Source organism: Lewinella sp. IMCC34183 (genome assembly GCF_003390915.1).
Lineage (GTDB): Bacteria > Bacteroidota > Bacteroidia > Chitinophagales > Saprospiraceae > Neolewinella.
Genome location: NZ_QMEM01000005.1, coordinates 13,870 through 35,350 on the forward strand (window position 1 = coordinate 13,870; position 21,481 = coordinate 35,350).

The 21,481-nt window shown below is 62.4% G+C and carries 24 protein-coding genes; 7 read left to right on the forward strand and 17 right to left on the reverse strand.

Going from position 1 to position 21,481, the window contains the following annotated elements; genetic code table 11:
* Positions 1–51 precede the first annotated feature (51 nt).
* The 4 genes from DQG19_RS11835 (at position 52) to DQG19_RS11850 (ending at position 3,454) form a co-directional block, all read left to right on the forward strand.
* Positions 52–939 (forward strand): NmrA family NAD(P)-binding protein, encoded by an 888-nt coding sequence (locus tag DQG19_RS11835; RefSeq protein ID WP_116126482.1) that lies wholly within the window; start codon positions 52–54, stop codon positions 937–939.
* 75 nt (positions 940–1,014) lie between these two features.
* On the forward strand, positions 1,015–1,356 hold the full coding sequence (locus DQG19_RS11840; RefSeq protein WP_116126483.1) for a hypothetical protein: 342 nt from the start codon (positions 1,015–1,017) through the stop codon (positions 1,354–1,356).
* Positions 1,357–1,421: 65 nt separating this feature from the next.
* Complete coding sequence (locus DQG19_RS11845) at positions 1,422–2,813, forward strand: sulfatase (RefSeq protein ID WP_116126484.1); 1,392 nt, start codon at positions 1,422–1,424, stop codon at positions 2,811–2,813.
* A gap of 101 nt (positions 2,814–2,914) precedes the next feature.
* On the forward strand, positions 2,915–3,454 hold the full coding sequence (locus DQG19_RS11850; RefSeq protein WP_116126485.1) for a hypothetical protein: 540 nt from the start codon (positions 2,915–2,917) through the stop codon (positions 3,452–3,454).
* Positions 3,455–3,458: 4 nt separating this feature from the next.
* Here DQG19_RS11850 and pdeM read toward each other — a convergent pair whose 3' ends face one another.
* On the reverse strand, positions 3,459–4,109 hold the full coding sequence (gene pdeM / locus DQG19_RS11855; protein ID WP_116126486.1) for a ligase-associated DNA damage response endonuclease PdeM: 651 nt from the start codon (positions 4,107–4,109) through the stop codon (positions 3,459–3,461).
* Between the two features lie 170 nt (positions 4,110–4,279).
* On the opposite strand from pdeM, the gene DQG19_RS11860 reads away from it, so the two are divergent.
* Positions 4,280–5,086 (forward strand): SdiA-regulated domain-containing protein, encoded by an 807-nt coding sequence (locus DQG19_RS11860; protein ID WP_116126487.1) that lies wholly within the window; start codon positions 4,280–4,282, stop codon positions 5,084–5,086.
* Positions 5,087–5,103: 17 nt separating this feature from the next.
* Positions 5,104–6,078: a polyprenyl synthetase family protein gene (locus DQG19_RS11865; protein ID WP_116126488.1), complete on the forward strand. Its 975-nt coding sequence runs from the start codon at positions 5,104–5,106 to the stop codon at positions 6,076–6,078.
* Between the two features lie 346 nt (positions 6,079–6,424).
* Here DQG19_RS11865 and DQG19_RS11870 read toward each other — a convergent pair whose 3' ends face one another.
* From DQG19_RS11870 to DQG19_RS11920, 11 genes are all read right to left on the reverse strand, one after another.
* Positions 6,425–7,315, reverse strand: coding sequence for a pyridoxal-phosphate dependent enzyme (locus tag DQG19_RS11870; RefSeq protein ID WP_116126489.1), 891 nt, complete (start codon positions 7,313–7,315; stop codon positions 6,425–6,427).
* Positions 7,316–7,317: 2 nt separating this feature from the next.
* Positions 7,318–7,533, reverse strand: a complete 216-nt coding sequence (locus tag DQG19_RS11875) for a heavy-metal-associated domain-containing protein (protein ID WP_116126490.1) — start codon at positions 7,531–7,533, stop codon at positions 7,318–7,320.
* Between the two features lie 99 nt (positions 7,534–7,632).
* Positions 7,633–8,463 carry a translation elongation factor Ts gene (tsf, locus tag DQG19_RS11880; RefSeq protein WP_116126491.1) on the reverse strand — a complete coding sequence of 277 codons (831 nt, stop codon included), beginning with the start codon at positions 8,461–8,463 and terminating at the stop codon, positions 7,633–7,635.
* A gap of 101 nt (positions 8,464–8,564) precedes the next feature.
* Positions 8,565–9,314, reverse strand: coding sequence for a 30S ribosomal protein S2 (gene rpsB, locus DQG19_RS11885; protein ID WP_116126492.1), 750 nt, complete (start codon positions 9,312–9,314; stop codon positions 8,565–8,567).
* 138 nt (positions 9,315–9,452) lie between these two features.
* Positions 9,453–9,842 (reverse strand): 30S ribosomal protein S9, encoded by a 390-nt coding sequence (gene rpsI, locus DQG19_RS11890; protein ID WP_116126493.1) that lies wholly within the window; start codon positions 9,840–9,842, stop codon positions 9,453–9,455.
* Between the two features lie 141 nt (positions 9,843–9,983).
* Positions 9,984–10,424 carry a 50S ribosomal protein L13 gene (gene rplM, locus DQG19_RS11895; protein WP_116126494.1) on the reverse strand — a complete coding sequence of 147 codons (441 nt, stop codon included), beginning with the start codon at positions 10,422–10,424 and terminating at the stop codon, positions 9,984–9,986.
* Between the two features lie 262 nt (positions 10,425–10,686).
* A complete protein-coding gene (locus DQG19_RS11900; RefSeq protein WP_116126495.1) occupies positions 10,687–12,444 on the reverse strand; it encodes a mechanosensitive ion channel family protein in 1,758 nt (585 codons plus the stop codon).
* Positions 12,445–12,467: 23 nt separating this feature from the next.
* Positions 12,468–13,703: a GAF domain-containing sensor histidine kinase gene (locus DQG19_RS11905; RefSeq protein WP_157974475.1), complete on the reverse strand. Its 1,236-nt coding sequence runs from the start codon at positions 13,701–13,703 to the stop codon at positions 12,468–12,470.
* A 36-nt stretch (positions 13,704–13,739) separates the two neighbouring features.
* Entirely contained in the window at positions 13,740–14,297 is a 558-nt protein-coding gene (locus DQG19_RS11910; RefSeq protein WP_116126497.1) for a Dps family protein, read from the reverse strand.
* 199 nt (positions 14,298–14,496) lie between these two features.
* Complete coding sequence (locus DQG19_RS11915; protein ID WP_198661732.1) at positions 14,497–14,853, reverse strand: hypothetical protein; 357 nt, start codon at positions 14,851–14,853, stop codon at positions 14,497–14,499.
* On the reverse strand, positions 14,850–15,077 hold the full coding sequence (locus DQG19_RS11920; RefSeq protein WP_116126499.1) for a hypothetical protein: 228 nt from the start codon (positions 15,075–15,077) through the stop codon (positions 14,850–14,852). Before DQG19_RS11920 ends, DQG19_RS11915 begins: the two co-directional genes overlap by 4 nt.
* Before the next feature lie 89 nt (positions 15,078–15,166).
* Between DQG19_RS11920 and DQG19_RS11925 the strand changes: the two genes are divergently transcribed.
* A complete protein-coding gene (locus DQG19_RS11925) occupies positions 15,167–16,102 on the forward strand; it encodes a glycoside hydrolase family 43 protein (protein ID WP_116126500.1) in 936 nt (311 codons plus the stop codon).
* A gap of 508 nt (positions 16,103–16,610) precedes the next feature.
* Here the strand turns inward: DQG19_RS11925 and DQG19_RS11930 are convergent.
* The 5 genes from DQG19_RS11930 to DQG19_RS11950 form a co-directional block, all read right to left on the reverse strand.
* Positions 16,611–16,913: a hypothetical protein gene (locus DQG19_RS11930; protein WP_116126501.1), complete on the reverse strand. Its 303-nt coding sequence runs from the start codon at positions 16,911–16,913 to the stop codon at positions 16,611–16,613.
* Between the two features lie 185 nt (positions 16,914–17,098).
* Positions 17,099–17,401, reverse strand: coding sequence for a hypothetical protein (locus DQG19_RS11935; RefSeq protein ID WP_116126502.1), 303 nt, complete (start codon positions 17,399–17,401; stop codon positions 17,099–17,101).
* The gene (locus DQG19_RS11940; RefSeq protein ID WP_116126503.1) at positions 17,398–18,723 is read right to left on the reverse strand and encodes an acyclic terpene utilization AtuA family protein; all 1,326 of its coding nucleotides are present in this window, start codon (positions 18,721–18,723) and stop codon (positions 17,398–17,400) included. The genes DQG19_RS11935 and DQG19_RS11940 overlap by 4 nt, the downstream gene beginning before the upstream one ends.
* A complete protein-coding gene (locus DQG19_RS11945; RefSeq protein WP_116126504.1) occupies positions 18,720–20,018 on the reverse strand; it encodes a CitMHS family transporter in 1,299 nt (432 codons plus the stop codon). The genes DQG19_RS11940 and DQG19_RS11945 overlap by 4 nt, the downstream gene beginning before the upstream one ends.
* A gap of 63 nt (positions 20,019–20,081) precedes the next feature.
* Complete coding sequence (locus tag DQG19_RS11950; protein WP_157974476.1) at positions 20,082–21,392, reverse strand: hypothetical protein; 1,311 nt, start codon at positions 21,390–21,392, stop codon at positions 20,082–20,084.
* Positions 21,393–21,481: the final 89 nt, after the last annotated feature.

Genomic DNA, 21,481 nt, shown 5'->3' on the forward strand with positions numbered 1-21,481 from the left:
TGACTTACCAAAAGTAAGTAACAAACTTAAAACAACTAAAAGTAAATAACCATGCGTGAGACACTGATCACCGGAGTTACCGGACAACTCGGACGCGGCGTCCTGGAAGCACTTCAAGCGCGGAACGTTACCGACTCGCTGGCCGTCCTGACGCGTCACCCCGAGGGCGATACGACCGAGGGCTTCCGCGAGCAGCAACTAGACGTCCGCATTGCCGACTACGCGGACCGGGCCGCCCTGGAGAAGGCCTTCGCAGGAATCGCGGTCCTTTACTTCGTGTCGTCGAGCGACATCGAGCACCGCCTGCCGCAGCACGAGAACGTCGTGGCCGCCGCACGGGCCGCCGGGGTGGAGCACATCCTCTACACCAGCAGCGTGCGCAAGACGGAGGGGCCGGAGACGGTCCTGCACCCGGTCATCGAAGCCCACCGGCAGACGGAGGAGTGGATCCGGGAGTCCGGCCTCACCTACACCATCCTGCGGCACAACCTCTACGCCGACCTGCTGCCATTCTTCATGGGCGCCCCCGAGCAACTGCTGAATACCGATACCGTGTACCTGCCGGCGGGGGCGGGCCGGGTGGCCCTGGTGCCCCGGGACGACCTGGCGGAAGCGGCGGCCACCATACTGGCCGACCCCGCCCCCTACCGCAACCGGATCCTGGAATTCAACGGCAGCGAGAACGTCACCTTCGGCGAGCTGACGGAGCAGCTTTCCGGGGTCCTGGGCCGGGAGCTCGACTACGTTTCCCCCTCCCGCGAGGAATTCCGGGAAACCCTGCGGGGGCACGGCGTCCCCGACGGTGCTATCTGGATGACGGACGTATTCGCGACCGGAATTGCCGACGGGGAATTCTCCGGCAGCACTACCGATTTGGAGAAGGTCCTCGGTCGCCGGTCGCGTCCGCTGCGCTCCCTGCTCCACGAAGTCTATGGCTGAGCGACGTCTGCGGTACTGCGCCGCGGTGTTGTACATTTCGGGGGCGGACACGTTCCGCCCCCTACCCTACCGACCATGCGCCCCACGATCGATACCCAACCCACCGACTCCCCGGAAGAGGCCTTCCAGAACCAGACCCTGCGCCCCATCCTGAAGCAGCAGCACGACGGCCTCGTGAAGGTCCTGCAACACTACCTGCGCAAGCGCAAGGTGCGGATGGAGCAGGTAGCTGCCGACCAGCGCTTCGCCAAGGTAAAGGAGCTCGTCACCCGCGACAACCGCCTGCGCGGACTGCTCTTCGGCATGACGATCGGTCACTTCGACGCCACGGAATTGACGTTCTACCTGGACCACGAGGGGGAAATCAACCGGAGAATCACCAACTTGCTGGTGGAGCGGCTGCGGGGCGCCCTGTAGTTCGGCGACGGCCATCGGTAGCGCATGTCCCGGGTGGGCCGTAGCTTCTCGGGCAAAGCAGGATCATGCGTAATTTCTTTTCTCTCCTGTGCCTCGTGCTGACCGGTGCCCTTCCGGGTCAGTCCGCCGCACCGCCAAACGTTATCGTAATCTTTGCCGACGACCTCGGATACGGGGACCTGGGCAGCTACGGTCATCCGACCATTCGTACGCCCCGGCTTGACAGCATGGCGCGCGAGGGGCAGCGGTGGACGAGCTACTACGTGGCCGCCAACGTATGTACCCCTAGCCGGGCGGCCTTGCTTACCGGCCGCTATCCGATCCGCAGCGGCATGACGAGCGGCGTCCACGGCGTGCTGTTTCCCTACAGCACGGGGGGCTTGCCGGCCAGTGAGATCACCGTGGCCGAGCAACTGCGATCGGCCGGCTACGCTACGGCAGCGATCGGCAAGTGGCACCTCGGCCACCTGCCGCAATACCTGCCTACCCGCCACGGCTTCGACCGGTACTTCGGCATTCCGTACTCCAACGACATGGACCTGCAATCGGAACTCTCCTACGGCGATTTCTGGCGGCAACCCCACGACTCCATCCGCCCCGGAAACTTCAACGTGCCCCTGCTGCGCGACACTACGGTCGTGGAGCGCCCCGCCGACCAGCGGACCATCACGCGGCGCTATACCGAGGAGGCGCTGGACTTTATCCGTGAGCAGAAAGACGGTCCCTTCTTCGTATACCTGGCCCACAACCTGCCGCACGTACCGCTCTTTGCCTCCGCGGACTTCCTGGGCCGCAGCGACCGGGGACTGTACGGCGACGTAGTGGAGGAGATCGACGACGGCGTGGGCCGCATTCTGGACTTGCTGCGCGAGCGCGGCCTGGCGGAGAACACCCTGGTCATCTTCACCTCCGACAACGGTCCGTGGCGTTCCTACGGGCTCGACGGCGGCAGCCCCGGCCCCTTCTACGCGGGCAAGGGCACCACCTGGGAGGGCGGCCACCGCGTGCCGGCGATCTTCTGGTGGCCCGGGCACATCTCCCCGGCGACCGTCCGGGGCGTCGGCACGACCCTCGATCTGCTGCCTACCCTGTCGGCCCTGGCCGGCGTGGCGGTACCCGATGACCGCCTGATCGACGGCGTCGACCTGTCGGCCACCCTCCTGGAGGGGGCGGAAAGTCCCCGGCAGGAGATGATCTACTACCGCGATACGACGGTGTACGCGGTGCGGCAAGGCCCCTGGAAGGCACACTTCGTGACCCAGGGGAATTACGGGCAGTTCGGGGCGCGGGAGGTTCACGATCCGCCGCTGCTGTACCACCTGGGCCGGGACCCCGGAGAAACCACTGACGTGGCCGCCACCCACCCCGACATCGTACGCGCGCTCACCGCACTGGCGGACCGCCACCGGGCTACGGTGGTACCGGTGCCGGACCAACTGGCGGAATGGCGGGAGTGAGTGGTGGGATCGTCGCCTCGGTGACGGGATTCGGCGCCGGGCGGTCCTAGTAATCGGGTAATCAGTACCTTGTATCGACCGACCCGAAATGCTAAACGGCCATGAAGCTGCTGTTCCCCCTCCTTTTCCTGCTTTCCACCCCCCTGATGGCCCAACTGGACCTGCCGGCCGACTTCCAGGCGCGCCTAGACGGTATGGACATCCGGTTCAACGCCCCCCTCGACAGCGACTTTCGCGAGCGGACGCTGCGGCAGGACAACCGCTGGCTGGAGGACCACTTCGCCATGACCTCCCGCAGCGAGAAACTGGAACTGCGCTTCCACCTCCTGCCCGAGCACGAAGGGGACACCTACTACCAGATGCCCCACCTGGCCGCGACCACGCTGGCCATGAACCTGGGCAGCAACGACGAGGACGCCGTCACGGCCGTACACAGCTTCGGGGAGGAGGAGCTGATCCTCTACGGGGCCGATTGGGCGCGGATGTACACTTTTCGGCCTAAACGTAGCTTCAGCGACAAGGAGCAGGCCCAGCTCATCGCGCTGTACCGGGAAGGGCGGGGGCTGGCCTATACCATCCTGTTGTTCGATAAGGCACCCATTACGCTGGAGGGGCGACAGCTATCGCTGCGGTTCCGCTAAGTTTTCAGGCGACGGCCAGCACGGATTGCTCCGCCAGGACGAACACCCGGTCGCCGGGCCGTACCGCTACCTGCGCACAGCCGGTAAATTCTCCGAAGGCCGGCAGGATTCCTTCGGCGGCACCAAAGTAGAAGGCGGGCAACTTCATGCCGCGCCGGCTGCGGTCGAGCAGCTTTACGCAGGGATGCACGTGTCCGCACAGGTTGTACCGCCCCGGGATACGGTCGGTCTCCGACAGCGGATGGTGGCTGAAGCTGAACCCGTCCTCGGTGATGACCTCGGGGTGAAGGATCAGCCGCGCCTCCCGGTAATGATGCGCCGGCAGTATGTCGTGATTGCCGGGTACCAACTCGAACGAGATCGCCGGATAGGCAGCGGTGAAGTCACAAAACGACTGCCACACGTGGTTGTGGTCGCTGTGGAACAGGTCGCCAAGTAGGAGCACCCGCCGGGGCCGTAGTTCCTCCAGCAGGCCGCGGAGGCGGGCAAAGTTGACGTCGCACACCAGTGACGGCACGGCAATGCCCGCGCGCCGGAAGTGAGCGCCCTTGCCGAGGTGCAGGTCGGCGAGCAGCAGCGTCGCTTTCCGTTCCCAGAACACGGCGCGGTCGGGGTGCAATAACAGGCGTTCGTCCGCTACGGTGATGGGTTCCATGTCCCGGCAAAAGTAGCGCAAGGAACGCTAGCGGAGGGCGGCCGGGGGGGACGGCTTGCGTCATACGGGGGACAGCTGCGCGGGGGCGGGGTGCCTCCAAACCGTCAAGGAAACGTCAAGGTGGGCCCCGTTACCCAACCCCGGGGTGTCCCGGTACCTTGTACAGGCGTATGCAACTGAACCAAATCCCCCTACTGCTTTCCCTGCTTCTTTGCACCTGCGGCCCCGCCACCTCGGAGGGGCAGCTGCCCTACGATGTCAATGGCCCCGAGTTGGTAGCCGACCTGCCGGACCAACTCGAGGAAATTTCCGGATTGGGTAGTGACGGCGACAAGCTCTACGCCATTGAGGACGAGGACGGTATCCTGTTCGTACTCGACCGCACTACCGGCTCCCTGATCGGACTGTACGACTTTGCGGAAGACGGGGATTACGAGGGCGTCGACGTAGTGGGCGATGAGGTGTGGGTCGCTCGCAGTGACGGGCACCTCTTTCAGATCCGGCAACCGGGCCAGGAGGACCAGGACGTGACCGAGTACAAGACCTTCCTCACCGAAGGGAACAACGTCGAGGGGCTGTTTTACGACGCCCCACATGACCGCCTGTTACTGGCCTGCAAGGATGACCCGAAGGGGAACGGCCTGGACAATGAGAACCGCTACGTCTTCGCCTTCGATCTGAACAGCCGGCGACTGGAGGAGGACCCCGTGATCTCCTTCCCGCGCATGAACAGCTTTTCGCCCTCCGCGATCGCCATCCACCCGCAGCGTTCGGAGATCTACCTGCTCAGTAGCGTAGGGAAGCAGCTGGCGATCCTGACGCCGGAGGGTAAGTTCAAGTCGCTTCACAAGTTGCGAAAAAGCCTCTTCGGGCAACCCGAGGGGCTCACCTTTACGCCCGACGGTACGATGTACATCAGTACCGAGGCCCGCGGCGGCAATCCGGCCCGGTTATATAGGCTACCTTTGCTGCCCTAATCAGCCGCCCTCCCCTGATGGCCACCGGCCTCGACGAAATAAAGCGACCCATCGCCCACGAACTGGAAACCTTCGAACGAAGGTTCCGCGAGACCCTGCGGTCGCCGGTACCGCTGATGGACCGCATTACCTACTACATCGTGCGGCGGAAGGGCAAGCAGATGCGGCCGATGTTTACCTTCTTCTGCGCGCAGGCCTGCGGCGGCATCAACGACGATACCTACACCGCCGCCAGCCTCATCGAACTGGTGCACACGGCCAGCCTGGTGCACGACGACGTGGTCGACGAAAGCTACGAACGCCGCGGCTTCTTCAGCATCAACGCCCTGTGGAAGAACAAGATCGCGGTGCTGGTGGGCGACTACTTCCTCGCGCGGGGGCTATCCATCGCCCTTAAGAACCGTCAGTACCGTACGCTGGAGATCAGCTCCGACGCGGTCCAGTCCCTCGCCGAGGGGGAACTGCTGCAGATAGAGAAAGCCCGCCGCCTGGATATCGACGAGGACATCTACTTCGAGGTCATCCGGCAGAAGACCGCCAGCCTGATCGCCGCCTCCTGCGCGGCCGGCGCGGCGTCGGCCACCGAGGATGAGGACACGGTGAGCCGCATGCACGCCTTCGGGGAAAAGATCGGTATCGCCTTCCAGATCCGCGACGATCTGTTCGACTTCGGCCTCGACAACGTCGGCAAGCCCCGCGGCATCGATATCAAGGAGAAGAAGATGACCCTGCCCCTGATCCACGCGCTGAACCGCGCCCCGCGGGCGGAACGTCGCCGGGTGATTCGAAACATCAAGAAGCACAGCGACGAACCCGAGCGGGTCCAGGAAGTACTTCGCTTCGTCCGGGAAAGCGAGGGAATTGCGTACGCGGAGGCCGCGATGTACCGCTACCGCGACGAGGCCTTCGAGCTTCTACGGGAACTGCCCCCCTCCGAGGCCCGCGCCTGCCTGGAGCAGTTGGTGAACTACGTGGTCGACCGCGAGTACTAAGCAGAACCGGCCCGAACTTATCCGGCCGGTTGACCTTGATATGACGTCTTCTCCCTCCCCTCGCTAATTGCCCAGCTATGCGTAATGTCAGCCTGCTCTCAGTCGTCCGGGGAAGATACCAGCAACTGTGCCGCGTACTGCAGGGGGTCGCCCAACTGGATGTTCGACCGCGTGAGGTGATACTGGTATTCATCAACGAACCCATCCCCCACTGTCTACCGAATCCGGGCTGCCCGGCATACTCCTTCCGGCTCTGTGCCGCTGACGCCCGCTTCCGGTCAGCGTATTGAACGAGCCCGGGACCGATGAGGGGGGGGCGGCCGCCGCGACGGGCTCTTCCGCTGATTCAGTAAATGCCTCCGGTGTGGGCGACTACGATCACGGCACCCGAGGGGTATGCCCCGGCGCTCACGCGGTCCAGTACTCCCGTGAACAGCTTGGCGGTGTAGACCGGCTCCAGCGGCGGCAGGCCGGCCACGCCGATATCGGCCCGCGTGGCCAGCGCGCCCGCCGGCCGGTGGAGTTGCCAGTGAGCGGGAAACTTCGCATAGCCGCGTCCGGCATACCGGGAAAACACGCTGAACTCCGCCCGGGCGTTTCCCATCTGCCGCCGGATGGTTTCCGCCATCCACTCACCGCGCAGGGCAGGGAATACTTCCACGTGGGTAGTGGTGCCCGCAGCCGCGGCAACGACCCCGGCGGCCGTTCCTCCGGTGCCGGCACTGAGGCAAAAGTAGTCGGGGGCATATCCGAGTTGGCGCACGGTTTCGTGAAACAGCTCTCCGGTGAGGGGCAGGGAAGCGGTGGAGGTGCCGCCCTCAGGAACGATGATATGATCCGGATCCGGCACCAGTTGGCGCAGGGTAGCGGCATCGTCCCGCAGGCGGTAGGTCGTACGGTCCAGGAAGCGGAGCTCACCGCCGCGCGCCGCGGCAAAGTCGAGTACGGGATTGCGTACGGGTTCGCCGCGGATGAGGAAGCTCGTCCGGAAGCCGAAGCGCTCCCCGGCCGCAGCGAGGGCCGCCACGTGATTACTGTAGGCACCACCGAAGGTCACTACCGTACGGCCGGCCAGATCGCTGCGCCGTAGCAGGGGGCTAAGCTTACGCACCTTGTTGCCCTGGAGCGGACTCCCGGGTTCGAAGGCGTATCGATCGTCGCGCTTGACGAAGCACCGCAGGCCGCGGGCCGTAATTTCCGGCAGAAGGAGGGGTTCGAGGGGGCTCGGCGGGAGCACGCCTAGTCGAGGGGCCGAATATCGTAGCCGGCGTCCTCGACGACGCGAACGATCGCGTCTTCGGAGGCCGTGCCTTCGACGGTGAGCACCTTCCGGTCGTCCTCCACGTCAACGCGCCAGATGGTCACGCCCTCCAGGTCGTCGAGGAAGGAGCTCACGCTGCGGACGCAGCTGACACAGTTGATGTTAGTGGCAAAGGATTGAAGCGTAGCGGTCATGGGTTTACATGGTCTATTCGGTGCTATGAACGCCCCAAACCGAAAAATGGGTCACCCTCCCGGAGGAAGATGACCCATTTAATGATTCGGGGGGGCGGTTTAGCCCAGGGCGACGTGCTTGAAGTCGGTGACTTTCAGTCCCTTCTCGACGCTGTCGAGGTACTGGGCTACGGTCTGCTTGTCGCTCTTCACGAAAGCCTGGTTTTCCAGGGTGTTCTCCTTGAAGAACTTGTTCAGGCGGCCCTGACCGATCTTTTCGAGCATGGCCTCGGGCTTGCCTTCCTGGCGGGCGAGGTCCATGGCGATGTCGAGCTCCTGGTCGATGGTAGCCTGGTCTATGCCTTTCTTGTTGACGGCGATCGGCTTCATGGCGGCTACCTGCATGGCAACGTCGCGGCCGGCCTCGAAGGCATTTTCGTCGTTCTTGGTAAGGGCCACCAGCACACCGGCACGGTAGCCGCTGTGGATGTAGGGAGCCACCAGCGGGGCGCTGAGCTGCTCGTAGGCGGTGACGCTGATCTTCTCGTTGATTTTGCCGACCATTTCGGTGACCTTGTCGCCTACGGTCAGGCTACCTTCCATGGTGAGGCCGTTGAGGGCGTCCACGTCGGCGGGCTTTTGGGCCAGGGCGAGGTCGGCGATCTTCTGGGCGAAGGCGACGAAGTCGTCGTTCTTGGCCACGAAGTCGGTCTCGCTGCTGAGCCGAACGATCACTCCGTAGTCGTTAGCGTCGTTCACCTGGGCGATGACCACGCCCTCGTTGGCTTCGCGGTCGCCGCGCTTGGCCGCAACCTTCTCGCCGCGCTTACGCAGAATTTCAATGGCCTTGTCGAAGTCTCCCTCGGCTTCCGCCAGGGCCTTCTTGCAGTCCATCATACCGGAACCGGTCATGTCCCGCAGTTTCTTTACTTCTTGGGCTGAAATAGCCATAGTCTGTAGATATTTATTGGTTCTTGATAGGTGGTGGCGGGTAGTATATAGCGGAGAGTGGATAGCGTACTACACGCTACCCACTCTCCGCTACTTCCTGCTTACTCGGCGGTAGCGGCAGCTTCCGTCTCCTCCCCGCTGCTTTCCTTGGCGTCCTTCTCTTCGCCGCGCTGGGCCAGGCCCTCCTTGATGCACTCGACGAGGTAGGCGATGATCACGCCAACGGCCTTGCTGGCGTCGTCGTTGCCGGGGATAGCGTAGTCGACGCTGGTGGGGTCGGCGTTGGTATCCACGATACCGAAGGTGCGCATGCCCAGCTTCTTGGCTTCGGCGATGGCGAGGTGCTCGTGTACGATATCGACGACGAAGATGGCGTTGGGGATCCGCTGCATGTCAGCGATACCACCCAGTACTTTATTCATCTTCTCGTGCTCCCGGGTGAGGGTCAGGCGCTCCTTCTTGGTGACGCTGTCGAGGGTACCGTCGGCGAGCATGCGCTCGATGTTCTGCATCTTGCGGATGGAGCGACGGATGGTGTTGAAGTTGGTGAGCATACCTCCCTGCCACCGGTCGGTGACGTAGGGCATGTTCGTTTCCTGAGCGGCGGCGGTAACGATGTCGCGGGCCTGCTTCTTGGTGGCCACGAAGAGGATCTTCTTGCCGGCACGGGCGATCTGCCGCATTGCGTTTCCGACGCGGTCGAGGCTCTCGAGCGTCCGATTAAGGTCGATGAGGTGAATGCCGTTCTTTTCCGTAAAGATGTAGGGCGACATCTTGGGGTTCCACTTCCGGCGCAGGTGGCCGAAGTGTACGCCGGCGTCCAGGAGCTGCTGATGGGTGGGCTTAGCCATGGTTTCTTTATATATGTAGTCCGCGGGGGGAGTACGGACCGGTTCGTTAAATGATGGGAAAAAGGGAAGGGACCGGAAGTACCCCGACAAGCGGCGGCCCACAGGGAACCACCAGCCGGGTGAGCTTCCGTACGGCCGCTAGCGCTTGGAGAACTGGAAGCTCTTACGGGCCTTGGGCTTACCGTACTTCTTCCGCTCTACTACGCGGGCGTCGCGGGTCAGCAGCTTGTTGCTCTTCAGGGGGCTGCGGAAATCTTCGTTGAGCTTGACGAGGGCGCGGCTGATGGCCATGCGAATGGCTTCGGCCTGTCCTTTGTACCCGCCGCCGTCGACGTTTACGTTGACGTCGTAGATGGCATTGTCCACCTCAATGACGTGGAACGGCTGGACGATTTTGCCCTGGACGTGCGTCTGGGGAAAGTAGGTCTTGTAGTCCTTACCGTTGACGGTGATATTACCCTTACCCTGCATGAGGTAGACGCGGGCGACGGCGGCTTTACGGCGGCCTATGGCATTAATTTGTTCCATTAGTTGTTGCTTTGGTGCGTTGTCGGATTGGTGCGTTTTCGGCTCTCAGAAACGGAGGTTTCGGCGGGGCCGCAGGTGCGAGGGCCGTGGGTGGGGGAAGCGGGCCAACGCAACAACGCAGTAAATCACTGACGCAATAACCTATTTGAGTTCTTCGGGTTGCTGGGCGGTGTGGGGATGCTCGGCGCCGGCGTATACGTGAAGCTTCCGGTACTGGGCGCGACCAAGCTTGGTCTTGGGCATCATGCCCTTGATGGCGTGCTCGATCACCAGCTCGGGCTTGCGGGCCAGGATCTGACGGGGCGTTGCCTTCCGCTGTCCCCCCGGGTAACCGGTGTGGCGCAGGTATACCTTATCGTTGAACTTCTGTCCGGTGAAGCGGACTTTGTCGGCGTTAATGACGATCACGTGGTCGCCGTTGTCGAAGTGGGGGGTGTAGTCAGGCTTGTGCTTGCCGCGCAGAACGTGCGCGATGCGGCTGGCCAGGCGACCGACGATCTCGCCCTCGGCGTCGATCACGTGCCACTTGCGCTCAACGGTATTCACGTTGGCCGACTGCGTCTTGTAGGAAAGGGTATTCACGGGAAATACTTGATTTTACGGATTTATCGCCCCGCGAGGCACTCCGCAGGGAGCGCCGTTACGAAAGCGGACGCAAAGGTACAAGTATCCGGCGGTACAACCAAGGGTTTGGAATCCTATTTTCCGCACCCTACCCTCATAAGTCACTGAAAAACAGTTAAAATTTCGCACGGAGCCGCGCACGGTCCCTTCGGAGGGCAACGCTAATGAACTTACCCTTAGCGTAATATGTCCGGCCGTACCGCACGTCCGGCGATTAAACTCAACGCCGCGTGTCGGGGTCCGAAGGCGAACCCGCCGCATCGGGGCCGGACGCTTCCACGATCTGTACCCTTTCCCTGGCCAGCCGGGCTCCGGCGGACAGGCGGGCGAGGTAGCGTACCATTGCCTCGCGGATGTCGCAGTGCAGGTCCCAGGCGGAACTGGCGTCCTTTGCAGAGCACAGGCACCGGATTTCCAGGGCCTCCTTGTCGCTGCCAATTACCTGTACGGTGGGCTTACTTTCCTGGTCGTAGAGATCGTGGTTACGCAGCAACTCCCCGAACTTGTCGCGCATCGCGTCTACGTCTACCGTGTAGTCGGCGTGCAAAATGATGGGCTTGAGCATGTGTGGATCGTTCATGCTCCAGTTTTCGAACGGATGAGTAATGAAGTACTTCAGCGGTATGATAAGCCGCCGGGCGTCCCAGGTCTTGATTACCAGGTACGTAAAGCGGATAGACTCGATGGTGCCGTACTCGCCCTCGAAGATGACGCTGTCCCCGATCCGGGCGGGTTTGGAAATGGCGATCTGCAGGCCCGCCACGATATTGCCGAGCGTGGGTTGGGCGGCGATACCGAGCAGAATAGTAGCCAGCCCCGCCGAAGCCATCAGGCTGACGCCCAGGGTCTGCAGGCCGGGAAACTGCCCCACCACGACGCCCATTCCCACGACCACGACGACAAAGATTACCACCCGGCGCGCCACGCTGATCGAGGTCAGCATCCGCCGGCTTTCCATGTTCTGGTCGTCGGTGATGTCGCCCACCTGCGTATCCGTCAGGCGCTCCATGAAGTAGTCTACTGATCCGATGACCAGCCAGATGACGGACACGATGACCACTACCAGCAGAAATGCGTAGATGTAGGCCGACCACGCTCCGGCAATGCTGAGTACGTCATTCATCCCCAGGTAGAAAACGAAAACGGCCAGCGCCAGTGACACCGGTCGGGCCACGTGCTCGCTGAGGTCAGTCACCCAGGGGTTTTTGCTGCGCCCCAGCAGGAAGCGGGTCACGTACCGCATGAAGTAATAAAGCCCCCAGCACACGGCCGCCAGCAGCAGCACCGCCACGACTTTCCACAGCGAGATCCCCAGTACCGTGCGGTCCGCCCACTCCGGGACGTTGCGGTCCAGCCAGGTAGGGCCGAAAGCCGCGTACAGGGTTTCGACATTTTCGACCGTTGAGGGGGCCACCACCCACACCGGCGCGCGCTCTCCTACCCGCACGCGCTGGAGGTAGAGTTGATATTCCCGGTCGGCGGGTTGCAGGCGGCCCCAGGAAACGGTCCGCCGGGGCTGGCCCGCGATGGCTTGCTGGCCGGCCGCCGCCATGTTCGTCTGGGCATCGGGCCGGTCGGACAGCCCCCCCCAGTCGATGGAAACCCGCTGGTTGATCACGTAAAACAGCTTGCGGGCAAGTACAGCCCCCTGGGCTGCCTGTACGCGGGCGGGCAACAGATTGAAATTCAGGGCGTAGGCCGCCCGCTCGAAATCCCCTTCCCGGGCGCTGGTTATAAAGTGTTCCAGCGCAGCCTGCGGGGTCCGCAGGTTGATATCTGCGGGTCGCTCGGGCAGGCCCGCATTGAGCCGGTCGAGTGAAAAGTAGGCCGCCTCGTAACCGTTGAGCGCCATGGTATCCGGAAGGGTGGCAGGAGCCGGACGTACCAACGTATCCTTGGACGGGAGGGAATCGGAGGAGGTTGACTGCGCAATGAGCAGGTAAGGAAGCAGTAACAGGTAATAAATCAGTGAGCGCATACCGATGCAACGCCCCGGATGGGCTACCGTGTTTGCAAATTGCTGGTCGGTGCCGAGGAATTATCCGGTAAGTAGAAGGTAAAGGTGCTACCGGCACCCATCTCGGATTTTACCTCAATGGTCCCGCCGAGTGCCTCGACCAAACGCTTCACGATGGACAAGCCGACGCCGTGTCCGGCCGGTCCGCTCTGCCGGGCGCTGTGAAAAAGCCTAAAAATGGCCTTGAGGTCGTGTTTCGGAATCCCCGGTCCGTTATCGGTTACCGAGAAGCGGCATCCCCGCCCCGCCTCCTGGCCGCAATCGATTTCTATTCGGCACACAGCCTTCTCGCAAAACTTGTGGGCATTACCGATGAGGTTCTGGAAGATTTGGAGAAGGGCCACGCGGGAAGTGTATAGCTCCCTCAGGTTACCGGTCAGAACACACTCGCACCGCTCCCGGGTACCAAGCTGCCGGATAGCCAGTTCCACGATCTCCTGCACGTTGACCTGCGTACGGTCGGAGGTTAGGCTGCGTGATACCTGGCTGTACCGCAATACCCCCTCGATCATACTGGAGGCGGCTGCGGCCCGCTCGGTGATCATGTCCACCAGTGTCCAGCCGTCCGGCGGGAGAGCATCCCGGTATTCCTCACGGAGGATTTCGCCGGCCTGCTGGATGTTGCGCACCGGGGCTTTCAGGTCGTGGGCAATGACGTGACTGAAATCACGCAACAGGGAATAGGCGGCCTCCCGCTCCCGCAACCGTTCCTCCGCCTCCGCGAGAAGCCGCCGCAGTTCGAACAACTTAACTACCTGGCTGGCAAGACCCTCCAGCGCAGAAAGTTGTTCCTCCGTCAGCACCCGCGGTTCCCGGTCGATCACGCACAGACTGCCCAGCGCGTGCCCTTCCCGGGTCACCAGGGGTACCCCCGCATAAAAGACGATCTGGGGGTCGCCTTTCACGAATTCATTGGCCGCGAAGCGCTTATCCTTCCGGGCATCCGGGACGATCATGGGCTGCTGCGGGGTGAGTATGGTATGGGAACAGAACGCCAAATCGCGGTCCGTCTGCCGCAGGTCGGGATCCAGCCCCCGCTGGGACTTAAACCACTGTCGGTTCTCGTCCACCAGGCTGATGAGGGAGATCGGCGCACCGCAGATGTAGGCCGCCATGGCCGTGAGGCTATCGTACTCGTCTTCAGGCAGGCTGTCGAGAATGCGGTACGACCGCAGGTTCTCCAATCGTTCCGCCTCTTGCTCGCTTGAAGGTGATTCCACGTACTAATAAGCGAATGAGCGGCCGGAGAGTTGGGTTTACTTCAAAAATGAGCGGACTTTCCACAGGTGAAGGTCCAGCATATCCTTGACGGAGATGAGCAGATCCTGGGTGACGGGGTCCGTTTCGCCGGTTTCGGTGATGCGACGGGCCACGTTGTTGGAGAGTTGTTCGTAGCGCTCCGCAAGGATCTCCAGGCTCCGCTTGTCGCTGACGAAGCCGGCGGGGGTGGCCGGGCTCAGCGGACTGTCGGAAACCACCGTGGCGGGACGGTTGTCGGCGGGTTGGTCGAGGGCGAGTTTACGCTCGGCTACTTCGTCGATCGTGCCGGAAAGGCCTTCGTAGAATTCTTCGTAGAGCTCGTGCAGCGAGATGAAGAGCGGGCCGGTTATGTTCCAGTGCAGCTGGTGCACGGCGTAGTACTGATCGGTCAGCTCTACCAACGTGGCCTGTAGCGCATCGGTGGTGGGCGGGATGTCGGTTTCGGCCCGGGGCACGCGGTCGGCACCGGTCGGGGATCGGTAATCGGTACTAAAGCTCTGCTGGGCGAAGCCAACGACGGGTAGGAGGAGAAGGGAGAAAAGAAGGGATTTCATGATCTTATAGGTTGGGGGTTATCAATTGTCCAAACAATCAAATCCAAGCCCCCCTACGGGCACCCGGTCGTGTCTGCTCTGGTGGAACCACCGGGGCCCCGCGGCTTGTTCCGGGCAACACGCTGTTAGTTTAGACAAATGCGAAAAGGTACTGGTCCGCCCAACCCCTACGGTGTCGGTGTCGGTGGTCACGCGTCGGTCAGGCCTTTTTGGGGTGCCGGTTAACCAGAAAGTAGAAATACACCCCCCCGAGTCCGTAAAACAGATAATCGATCACGTCGCGGCTAAACCCCTCCTCGTAACGGGGGAAGACTTCCTCGAACAGCACCGCCAGCAGCAGGGTAGCCACGGCGGTTTCGAGCGCGGTCAGCCGCGGAACCCGGAAGATGACCCGGCGCTCGAGCAACCAGAGCCCCAGCAGTACCGGAGGACACAGGAAGGGATCGAGGTAGCCGTCCAGCAGGCCGGAGCGCAGACCGAACCCGAGTTGCGCTACCTGGTGCAGCACGAAGGCCACCACGGCGATCCACCAGAACGGATTGCGCAGCACCCTCACAGGACGGCGAAGAATGCGACGACCACGCCAATGAGGATGAGGGGGGAAAGGGCAAGCAGGACGATGATCCCCAACAGTCGGACCCCGAGCTTCGTCAGGCCGACCAGGGGCGGATCCTCGGGGTGGATGGTCGCGAGGTTGTTCCACCACTGGTAGGTTTCCACCGCCTTTTCGGTGATGGCGGGTTTACCGGCCTCCGACGCGGCTTCCTGTTCTTGCTCCATGCAGACCCTAACGCCGGCGACCGCCGTTCGGGTTCGCGCGCGGGAAGGGCGAGCCCGGGCCGCACCTTACCTTAGCGTAAAGCGATCCGATGCACCCACCCACCCTTTTGGCGGTTCTCCTCGCCTGCCTCGCAGCTCCGCTCGCCGCCCAGGCACCTTACGTCTTCTCCTACTTTACCGGCAACGGAGAGGACGGGCTGCACCTTGCCTACAGTGAAGACGGGTTTGCGTGGGTCCCACTCAACGAAAACAGGCCCGTCCTCACCCCCTACGTGGGTGAGGACAAACTAATGCGCGACCCCTGTATCGTGCGCGGGGGAGACGGCATGTTCCACATGGTCTGGACCGTCAGCTGGCACGAGCGCGGCATCGGGTACGCCCGCTCGCCCGACCTAATCCACTGGTCCGACGAACGCTACCTGCCCGTCATGGAGCACGAGCCGGAAGCGCGCAACGCCTGGGCCCCCGAAGTATACTACGACGCTCCGAGCGGCCGCTATTTGATCTACTGGGCGTCCACTATTCCGGGACGCTATCCCGCTACCGACTCCAGCGGCGACAATGGCCTCAACCACCGTATGTACTATACCGTCACCGAAGATTTCTCCTCCTTTACGCCGACGGAAGTGCTCTACGACCGGGGCTTCAACGTCATCGACGCCACCATCCACGCCGACGGGGACCACTACGTGATGTTTTTGAAGGACGAAACCAAACTGCCGACGGCCGAGAAAAACATTCGCATCGCCTACGCCGACCACCTTACCGGTCCCTATACAGACGCCTCACCCCCCGTGACCGACCATTGGGTGGAGGGCCCCACGGCTACACGGATCGACGGCGATTGGGTGCTGTACTACGATCGCTACACCCACCACGCCATGGGGGCGGTACGCTCACCCGACCTGCAAGCGTGGACCGATATCTCGGACCGACTCGCGTTTCCGGAAGGTACCCGCCACGGTACGATAGTGCCCGTCACGACCGTCGAACTGAAGCAGCTACGGGAAGTGCTGGAGGAGTAGCCTGAGGGAGCAGTGGGCGCCCGGCGCAGGCAGTGAAGGAGGACTCGGTGAGTGAAAGGACGGAGCCAAAGCAAGCGGGATAATCACTACTGGCGTTGGTGTGGAAGAAACCACGAGGCTCTCTCCGGCCAATGAAAATAATGCGGTACCCGGGGCAGTATCGGGTTGTTGGCCTGGAAAATGATACTCGGCGGGCCGATGCGTAAGGTATTTCCGCCCAATCGTCCAGGCGGGTTACCTTACGGAATGGATCCGACCTTGCTGCTGGATGTTTCCCTCACGCGCCCGCACCCCGGAGGGCTCTTCTGGGGATATCTCGTTCTTTTCGTGTTGCCGTTGCTGATCGGCGGGATTGCCCTAGTCCGGTGGCTAAGTGGCCAGAAAACCCGGGGATCGGAAAAATAGGAATCACGTCTTGCCCAGCAACGAATAGTATCTCCTCAGAAGAGGACGGCTACCGTACGGTTGCATCTAAAGAAAAGGGAAAACGGGTTCGGCGGCGATCTATCTAGCCGATGAAGTACACCGGGGCCAGGATATCGTGGCGCGAAGCTGCCTGATGATCGCAATTGCCCGCGGGGCAATCGGAAGGAGCGAGGTGATCGAGGGGGGCAGCGTCTATCCGCTCCCCTACGCAGATACAGTGGAGATCGCTGTCGTCCGAATGCGTAACGGTAACCGAAACACCGAACACACCGGTCACGCCACCTACCAGGTACAGGGGTTCCTCGACATCAACGAAAAAGGAGTCGGAAGCGGTCGCACGCCGGGCGGCGGCGGGCGCGAAGGGCTTGAACTGATCGTAGGACATGGCGGTGGCTTGGGCGGTGAAGGATAATCCCCTATTTAACATAACACTAACCTAACAAGGCCGTGTTCGGTCCTAACGTGAAAATTCTTCACTTTTCTTCCACCCAGGTCACCCGGGTTTGCTTCACGGGCTACCCTCCTCCGCCGCCCGCTCCCCTACTCTGCCGGGGGAGGGGCCGCTGCCGGTCAGGGAAGGTCCATATCCAGTAGTACGCCGCTCATACACTTGCCGTGGGCATCGCTGACGAGCGAAGTGGTGACCCCGCCGTGAAGCGCGCGCTCGCACACAAATAGCAACGCCTGTAGCTTCGGCAGTTCGTAGCGTTTAACCTCCCCCCGCACGTTATGGCGCAGGTGATGCGCTACACGATCGGCGGTAACTTCACGTAGCAGGCGCTGGTAGTCCTCCCCGGCGTAGGGTATAAGCGAAAGGGTAAGGGTATCTCCCTTGTCTCCCGCACGGGAGTGAGCGATATCGTAGAGTTTCACGGGCGGTACAGGCTAAGTTTGGGTTCAATAAGCTTACGGTCGAGTAGCACGGACACTATGCCGATCACCTCGGTGACCGATTTTCGCGCACCTCCGCCACCAAAGGGCCCGTTGGTGTACAGGGCTTCGACCTCCTCGCCTACCCTGCCGGCCAGCGCGGCATCGGAGGCGTGGCCGGCTATGCGCAGGCGGCATTCCTTGTCGGTTGTCGGCGCGGCTCCCCCCAGGTTGACGGAATCAACCCCTACCAGGTCAATGCGCAGGTCCGGCACGTCCGGTTGCAGCCGTTCCCGGATGATCTGTCCGGCCAGCCGCGCCCGGTCGACGGCACCCGGCCCCGCGTAGGATATCTCCCCCTCCCCCCGGTAGCCGGCCCGGTACCCCACGCTCACTTTCAGCCGGTCCGGGCGGGGCGCCCCGCCGCCGCCGCTGACGTGTACCTCATCGGTGGCCATTTGCTGCAGGGAAACGGTGCTGAAGTCCGCCGCCACGTCCGGCGTCAGGTAGGCAAAGGGATCGATGACCTCGTAGAGCAGCTGTTCCTTGACCGTCCGCAGGTCGATGCGGCCGCCGGTTGCGGGCAATTTGGTAAGGGTGGCCGCCCCGTCGGCCTCCACTTCCGCTATGGGGTAGCCAATGTGGGCGGGGTCGGGTACCTGTTTACGGTTCGCGTCGAGAAAATAGCCGCCGCAGACCTGGGCTCCACACTCGAGCAAGTGCCCCACGACGGTACCCTGGCCGAGCCTGGTGACATCGTCCGGTGACCAGCCGAAGTGGTACATCAGGGGTGCCAGCACGAGACTGGGGTCGGCTACGCGGCCGGTCACCACGATATCGGCCCCGGCGGCCAGTGCCGGCAGGATGGCATCGACACCCAGGTAGGCGTTGGCGGAAATGATGCCGGGATAATCGGCTAGTGGGCGGCCGGTTTCCAGGGTAGGCAGGTCGGGACGTAACTGATCCAGGACGTCGTCGCCGCTCACCGCCGCTACCGTAACGGACAGGCCAAGCCGGCGGGCGATCGCCTGTACCCGGCGGGCGGCGGCCTCCGGATTGGCCGCACCGAAGTTGGTGACGAGCCGCACGCGATGCTCCACCAGCGCGGGCAGCAACAGCTCCATCCGCCGCTCGAGGAGCGGGTCGAAGCCGGCTTCCGGGTCCTGTAATTTTCGCCGCTGGGCCAGCGCGATGGTCCGCTCGGCCAGGCATTCGAGGATGAGGTAGTCAAGGTTACCCCGGCTGACCAGGTCCACGGCCGGTTCCAGCCGGTCGCCCGAAAAGCCGGCGCCACCACCGATGCGGAGGGTAGTTTTTTTGCTCATACGCTGATGGCGCCGATCAGTACGGCGGATAGAAGAATGATGAGGGTGACGAGGAAGGCCAGTGGGATCGTCCGCCGCTGGTGCTCGCCGAGGTCCACGCCGGTGAGCCCCACCAGCAGGTAGGTAGATCCGGTCAGGGGGCTGACGGGGAAGCCCGTCGTCATCTGTCCCATGATCGCGGCCCGCCCCACCTCAAGGCCGTCACCGCCGAAGTGCTCCGCAGTGGTGCTTAGCAGGGGCAGCATACCGAAGTAGAAACTATCGGGATCAAAGAGCAGGCTGGCGGGCATGCTCGCCAATCCGGTCAGCAGTGCAAGCCGCTCGCCTACGGCGTCGGGTACGAAGGTGACCGCGGCGGCTGCCATGGCCTCGATCATGCCGGACGATTTGAGGATCCCCGTAAAGCAGCCGGCGGCAAACAGGATGCTGGCCATCAACAGGGCCGCCCGCGCGTGGGCGTCTATGCGCTCGCGCTGTCGTGCCAGTCTGGGGTAGTTCACCGTCACCCCGATCACGAAAGCCCCAATGAAGACCACGTGGGGCGGTACGATGGCCGAAATGAGTATCCCAACCGTCACCAGGATCAGCAGTCCATTGAACCAGAGGCGGTCCGGGCGGCGGTTGTCCGGCTCCTCTCCTTCCGGTTCCGGCCGCTCGGTGACGATCGCGACAGACCGCTGTCCGGCAAGGCGCCGCCGCTCCGTAAGGCCGAGCCACCAGGCGATGGCGAGCACCGACAGCAGGCCCACAACTACCGGCAGCAGGATGGGATTGAAGAGCTCCGTCACCGGCACGTCCAGCGCCGTCGCCGCCCGGATGGTCGGCCCGCCCCAGGGCAGGATGTTCATCGTCCCGGCCGCCAGGGCCGCCACGGTGGCCAGGGTGGTCCGGCGCATACCAAGGGCGTCGTAAAGGGGAAGCATCGCCGGTATGGTGATGAGGAAGGTGACGGCGCCGGACCCGTCCAGGTGCACCAGCATCGCCAGCAGGGCGGTCACGACGGCGATCCGCGCGGGATCGTTGCCGGCCAGCGCCAGCAACCGCCGGATGACCGGTTCAAAGGTGCCCGCGTCCATCATGATGCCGAAGAACAGGATGGCGAAGACGAACATGGCCGCCGTCGGTGCAATGGCCACGATGCCCGCGGTCATGAAGTCCGCGGTTTCCAGGCCGAAGCCGGCCAGCAGGGCCGTGGTAACGGGCACGACCACCAGCGCCACCACCGGGGAGAGGGTCTTGCTGATGACGAGGAAGAGCAGCAGAAGGATCGTGAGCAGTCCGAGAAAGGCGAGCACGGCAGCAAGATAACCGATAGGAGTAAACCCGCTTTGCCGCGAACCGGTCTTGGCACCTTTCCCCTACCGCCTTACGGAGAACGATTTGCTAATTATCGGAACGGTATCCTGATTCTCGTAGACCTCGATGCGCGTGTGCGGATAGGCTACATAGTCGGGGTTACGTACGCGCTCCTCGGGGCAGGTTTCCGGTGGGATCGCGTTGCAGTACTCGCTACCGAGGTACTCATTCTTCAAATTGTCCATCGTGAACAGGAGGAGTCTGAAATCGGCACGGCCCTCCGTGTCCGCGGTGAAAATGCGCGAAGTATCGGACCGGTTGAATTCCGAAAGCTGCCACGCCGTCTGAGCGCCATCCATGTACATGCCCCAATTGGCACCGGAAACCTTCACCCTGACGCTTGCCCCCTGCGGCAGCTCTGCGGAGAGGGAGTAATCCCCCGAGGTGAATACCGAATCCGAACCCAGTAAATTCCTGCCGTACGCCCCCGCCTCAGGGTAGAAGACCGGATTGGTGAACGTAAAGGAGGTTTCCTGAATGAAGCGGTTTATATAATCCTCGAAATTCGGTATTTCAACCTCCTGATTCAGTTCCGCATAGCGGGCTTCCAGGTGATTCCGGATGCCGGCGGGGTGCAGATAAGTGGCGTTGTTGATGAGTTGGGATCCCAGGGTTTCATTGTCGAGGACGCCGTCGGTCCTGATGTCGTTACTGATGCTGGCTACCAGCGTGGAAAGCTCGCCCACCGCCAGTTTTCCCTGGAGAATGACGGACATTGCCAGCAACTTCGCGTTATCATCACCCCCACGGGTAATATCCATCAGCTCAGATGCGGCCCCTACTTCCGCGCCCATTTCAAACAGGCTGAGAATTTCCCGCTGCGCCTGCGTTTTCGCCGCTGCGAACTCCTTTCCGTTCTGCACCAGGTACTCCACCCTCGGTCGCTCCAGGGTAGTCAGCAAATTCACGTTCAGGGAGCTGCGGTCCGCCAGATCGCTGACGGCGTGGAGCGTAAGCTGTGCGCCGGAAATTTCGTCAGTGACTTCATTAAAGTAGAACCCGTCGGCCCGCAGGAGAACGTAAGGCGAAGCCAGGGTCACGTCCCGCAGTTCGAAGGTGCCGCGATCGTCGACAATCTGGGTGGCAAACTGCTTGCCCGTCTGGGAGAGCCGCTCCGTCAGCTCCCCGATGCTCAGCGATGTGCCGCTGAGGTAGGGGCCTTTCTGTACGTAGCCCCCGACGCTGTCGTAATGCACCGATCCAGATTCGGGCTCCGTGGTGGGAATCTCCGCTACCGGCGGGGCGATGTACTCCTTTTCACAGGACAGGAGAATGCACAAAAAGAGGGCAAGAACGCAGAGCGGACGGTACATACGGGAAGTCGGATAAGCCATTGGGGAAAACGACCGTCATCGATATTCATCGGTAAATACCGACGATGATCCCGCGGTCGGGAATTCAC

Excerpts from the sequence above, each read along its gene's own strand:
- DQG19_RS11940 (WP_116126503.1), bottom strand. The coding sequence starts at position 18,723 with ATGAGCAAAAAAACTACCCTCCGCATCGGTGGTGGCGCCGGCTTTTCG.
- rpsI (WP_116126493.1), bottom strand. The coding sequence starts at position 9,842 with ATGGAACAAATTAATGCCATAGGCCGCCGTAAAGCCGCCGTCGCCCGC.
- DQG19_RS11860 (WP_116126487.1), top strand. The coding sequence starts at position 4,280 with ATGCAACTGAACCAAATCCCCCTACTGCTTTCCCTGCTTCTTTGCACC.
- DQG19_RS11920 (WP_116126499.1), bottom strand. The coding sequence starts at position 15,077 with ATGGAGCAAGAACAGGAAGCCGCGTCGGAGGCCGGTAAACCCGCCATC.
- DQG19_RS11845 (WP_116126484.1), top strand. The coding sequence starts at position 1,422 with ATGCGTAATTTCTTTTCTCTCCTGTGCCTCGTGCTGACCGGTGCCCTT.
- DQG19_RS11850 (WP_116126485.1), top strand. The coding sequence starts at position 2,915 with ATGAAGCTGCTGTTCCCCCTCCTTTTCCTGCTTTCCACCCCCCTGATG.
- pdeM (WP_116126486.1), bottom strand. The coding sequence starts at position 4,109 with ATGGAACCCATCACCGTAGCGGACGAACGCCTGTTATTGCACCCCGAC.
- DQG19_RS11835 (WP_116126482.1), top strand. The coding sequence starts at position 52 with ATGCGTGAGACACTGATCACCGGAGTTACCGGACAACTCGGACGCGGC.
- DQG19_RS11840 (WP_116126483.1), top strand. The coding sequence starts at position 1,015 with ATGCGCCCCACGATCGATACCCAACCCACCGACTCCCCGGAAGAGGCC.
- DQG19_RS11910 (WP_116126497.1), bottom strand. The coding sequence starts at position 14,297 with ATGAAATCCCTTCTTTTCTCCCTTCTCCTCCTACCCGTCGTTGGCTTC.
- DQG19_RS11875 (WP_116126490.1), bottom strand. The coding sequence starts at position 7,533 with ATGACCGCTACGCTTCAATCCTTTGCCACTAACATCAACTGTGTCAGC.
- DQG19_RS11900 (WP_116126495.1), bottom strand. The coding sequence starts at position 12,444 with ATGCGCTCACTGATTTATTACCTGTTACTGCTTCCTTACCTGCTCATT.
- DQG19_RS11865 (WP_116126488.1), top strand. The coding sequence starts at position 5,104 with ATGGCCACCGGCCTCGACGAAATAAAGCGACCCATCGCCCACGAACTG.
- DQG19_RS11925 (WP_116126500.1), top strand. The coding sequence starts at position 15,167 with ATGCACCCACCCACCCTTTTGGCGGTTCTCCTCGCCTGCCTCGCAGCT.
- DQG19_RS11950 (WP_157974476.1), bottom strand. The coding sequence starts at position 21,392 with ATGTACCGTCCGCTCTGCGTTCTTGCCCTCTTTTTGTGCATTCTCCTG.
- rpsB (WP_116126492.1), bottom strand. The coding sequence starts at position 9,314 with ATGGCTAAGCCCACCCATCAGCAGCTCCTGGACGCCGGCGTACACTTC.
- tsf (WP_116126491.1), bottom strand. The coding sequence starts at position 8,463 with ATGGCTATTTCAGCCCAAGAAGTAAAGAAACTGCGGGACATGACCGGT.
- DQG19_RS11930 (WP_116126501.1), bottom strand. The coding sequence starts at position 16,913 with ATGTCCTACGATCAGTTCAAGCCCTTCGCGCCCGCCGCCGCCCGGCGT.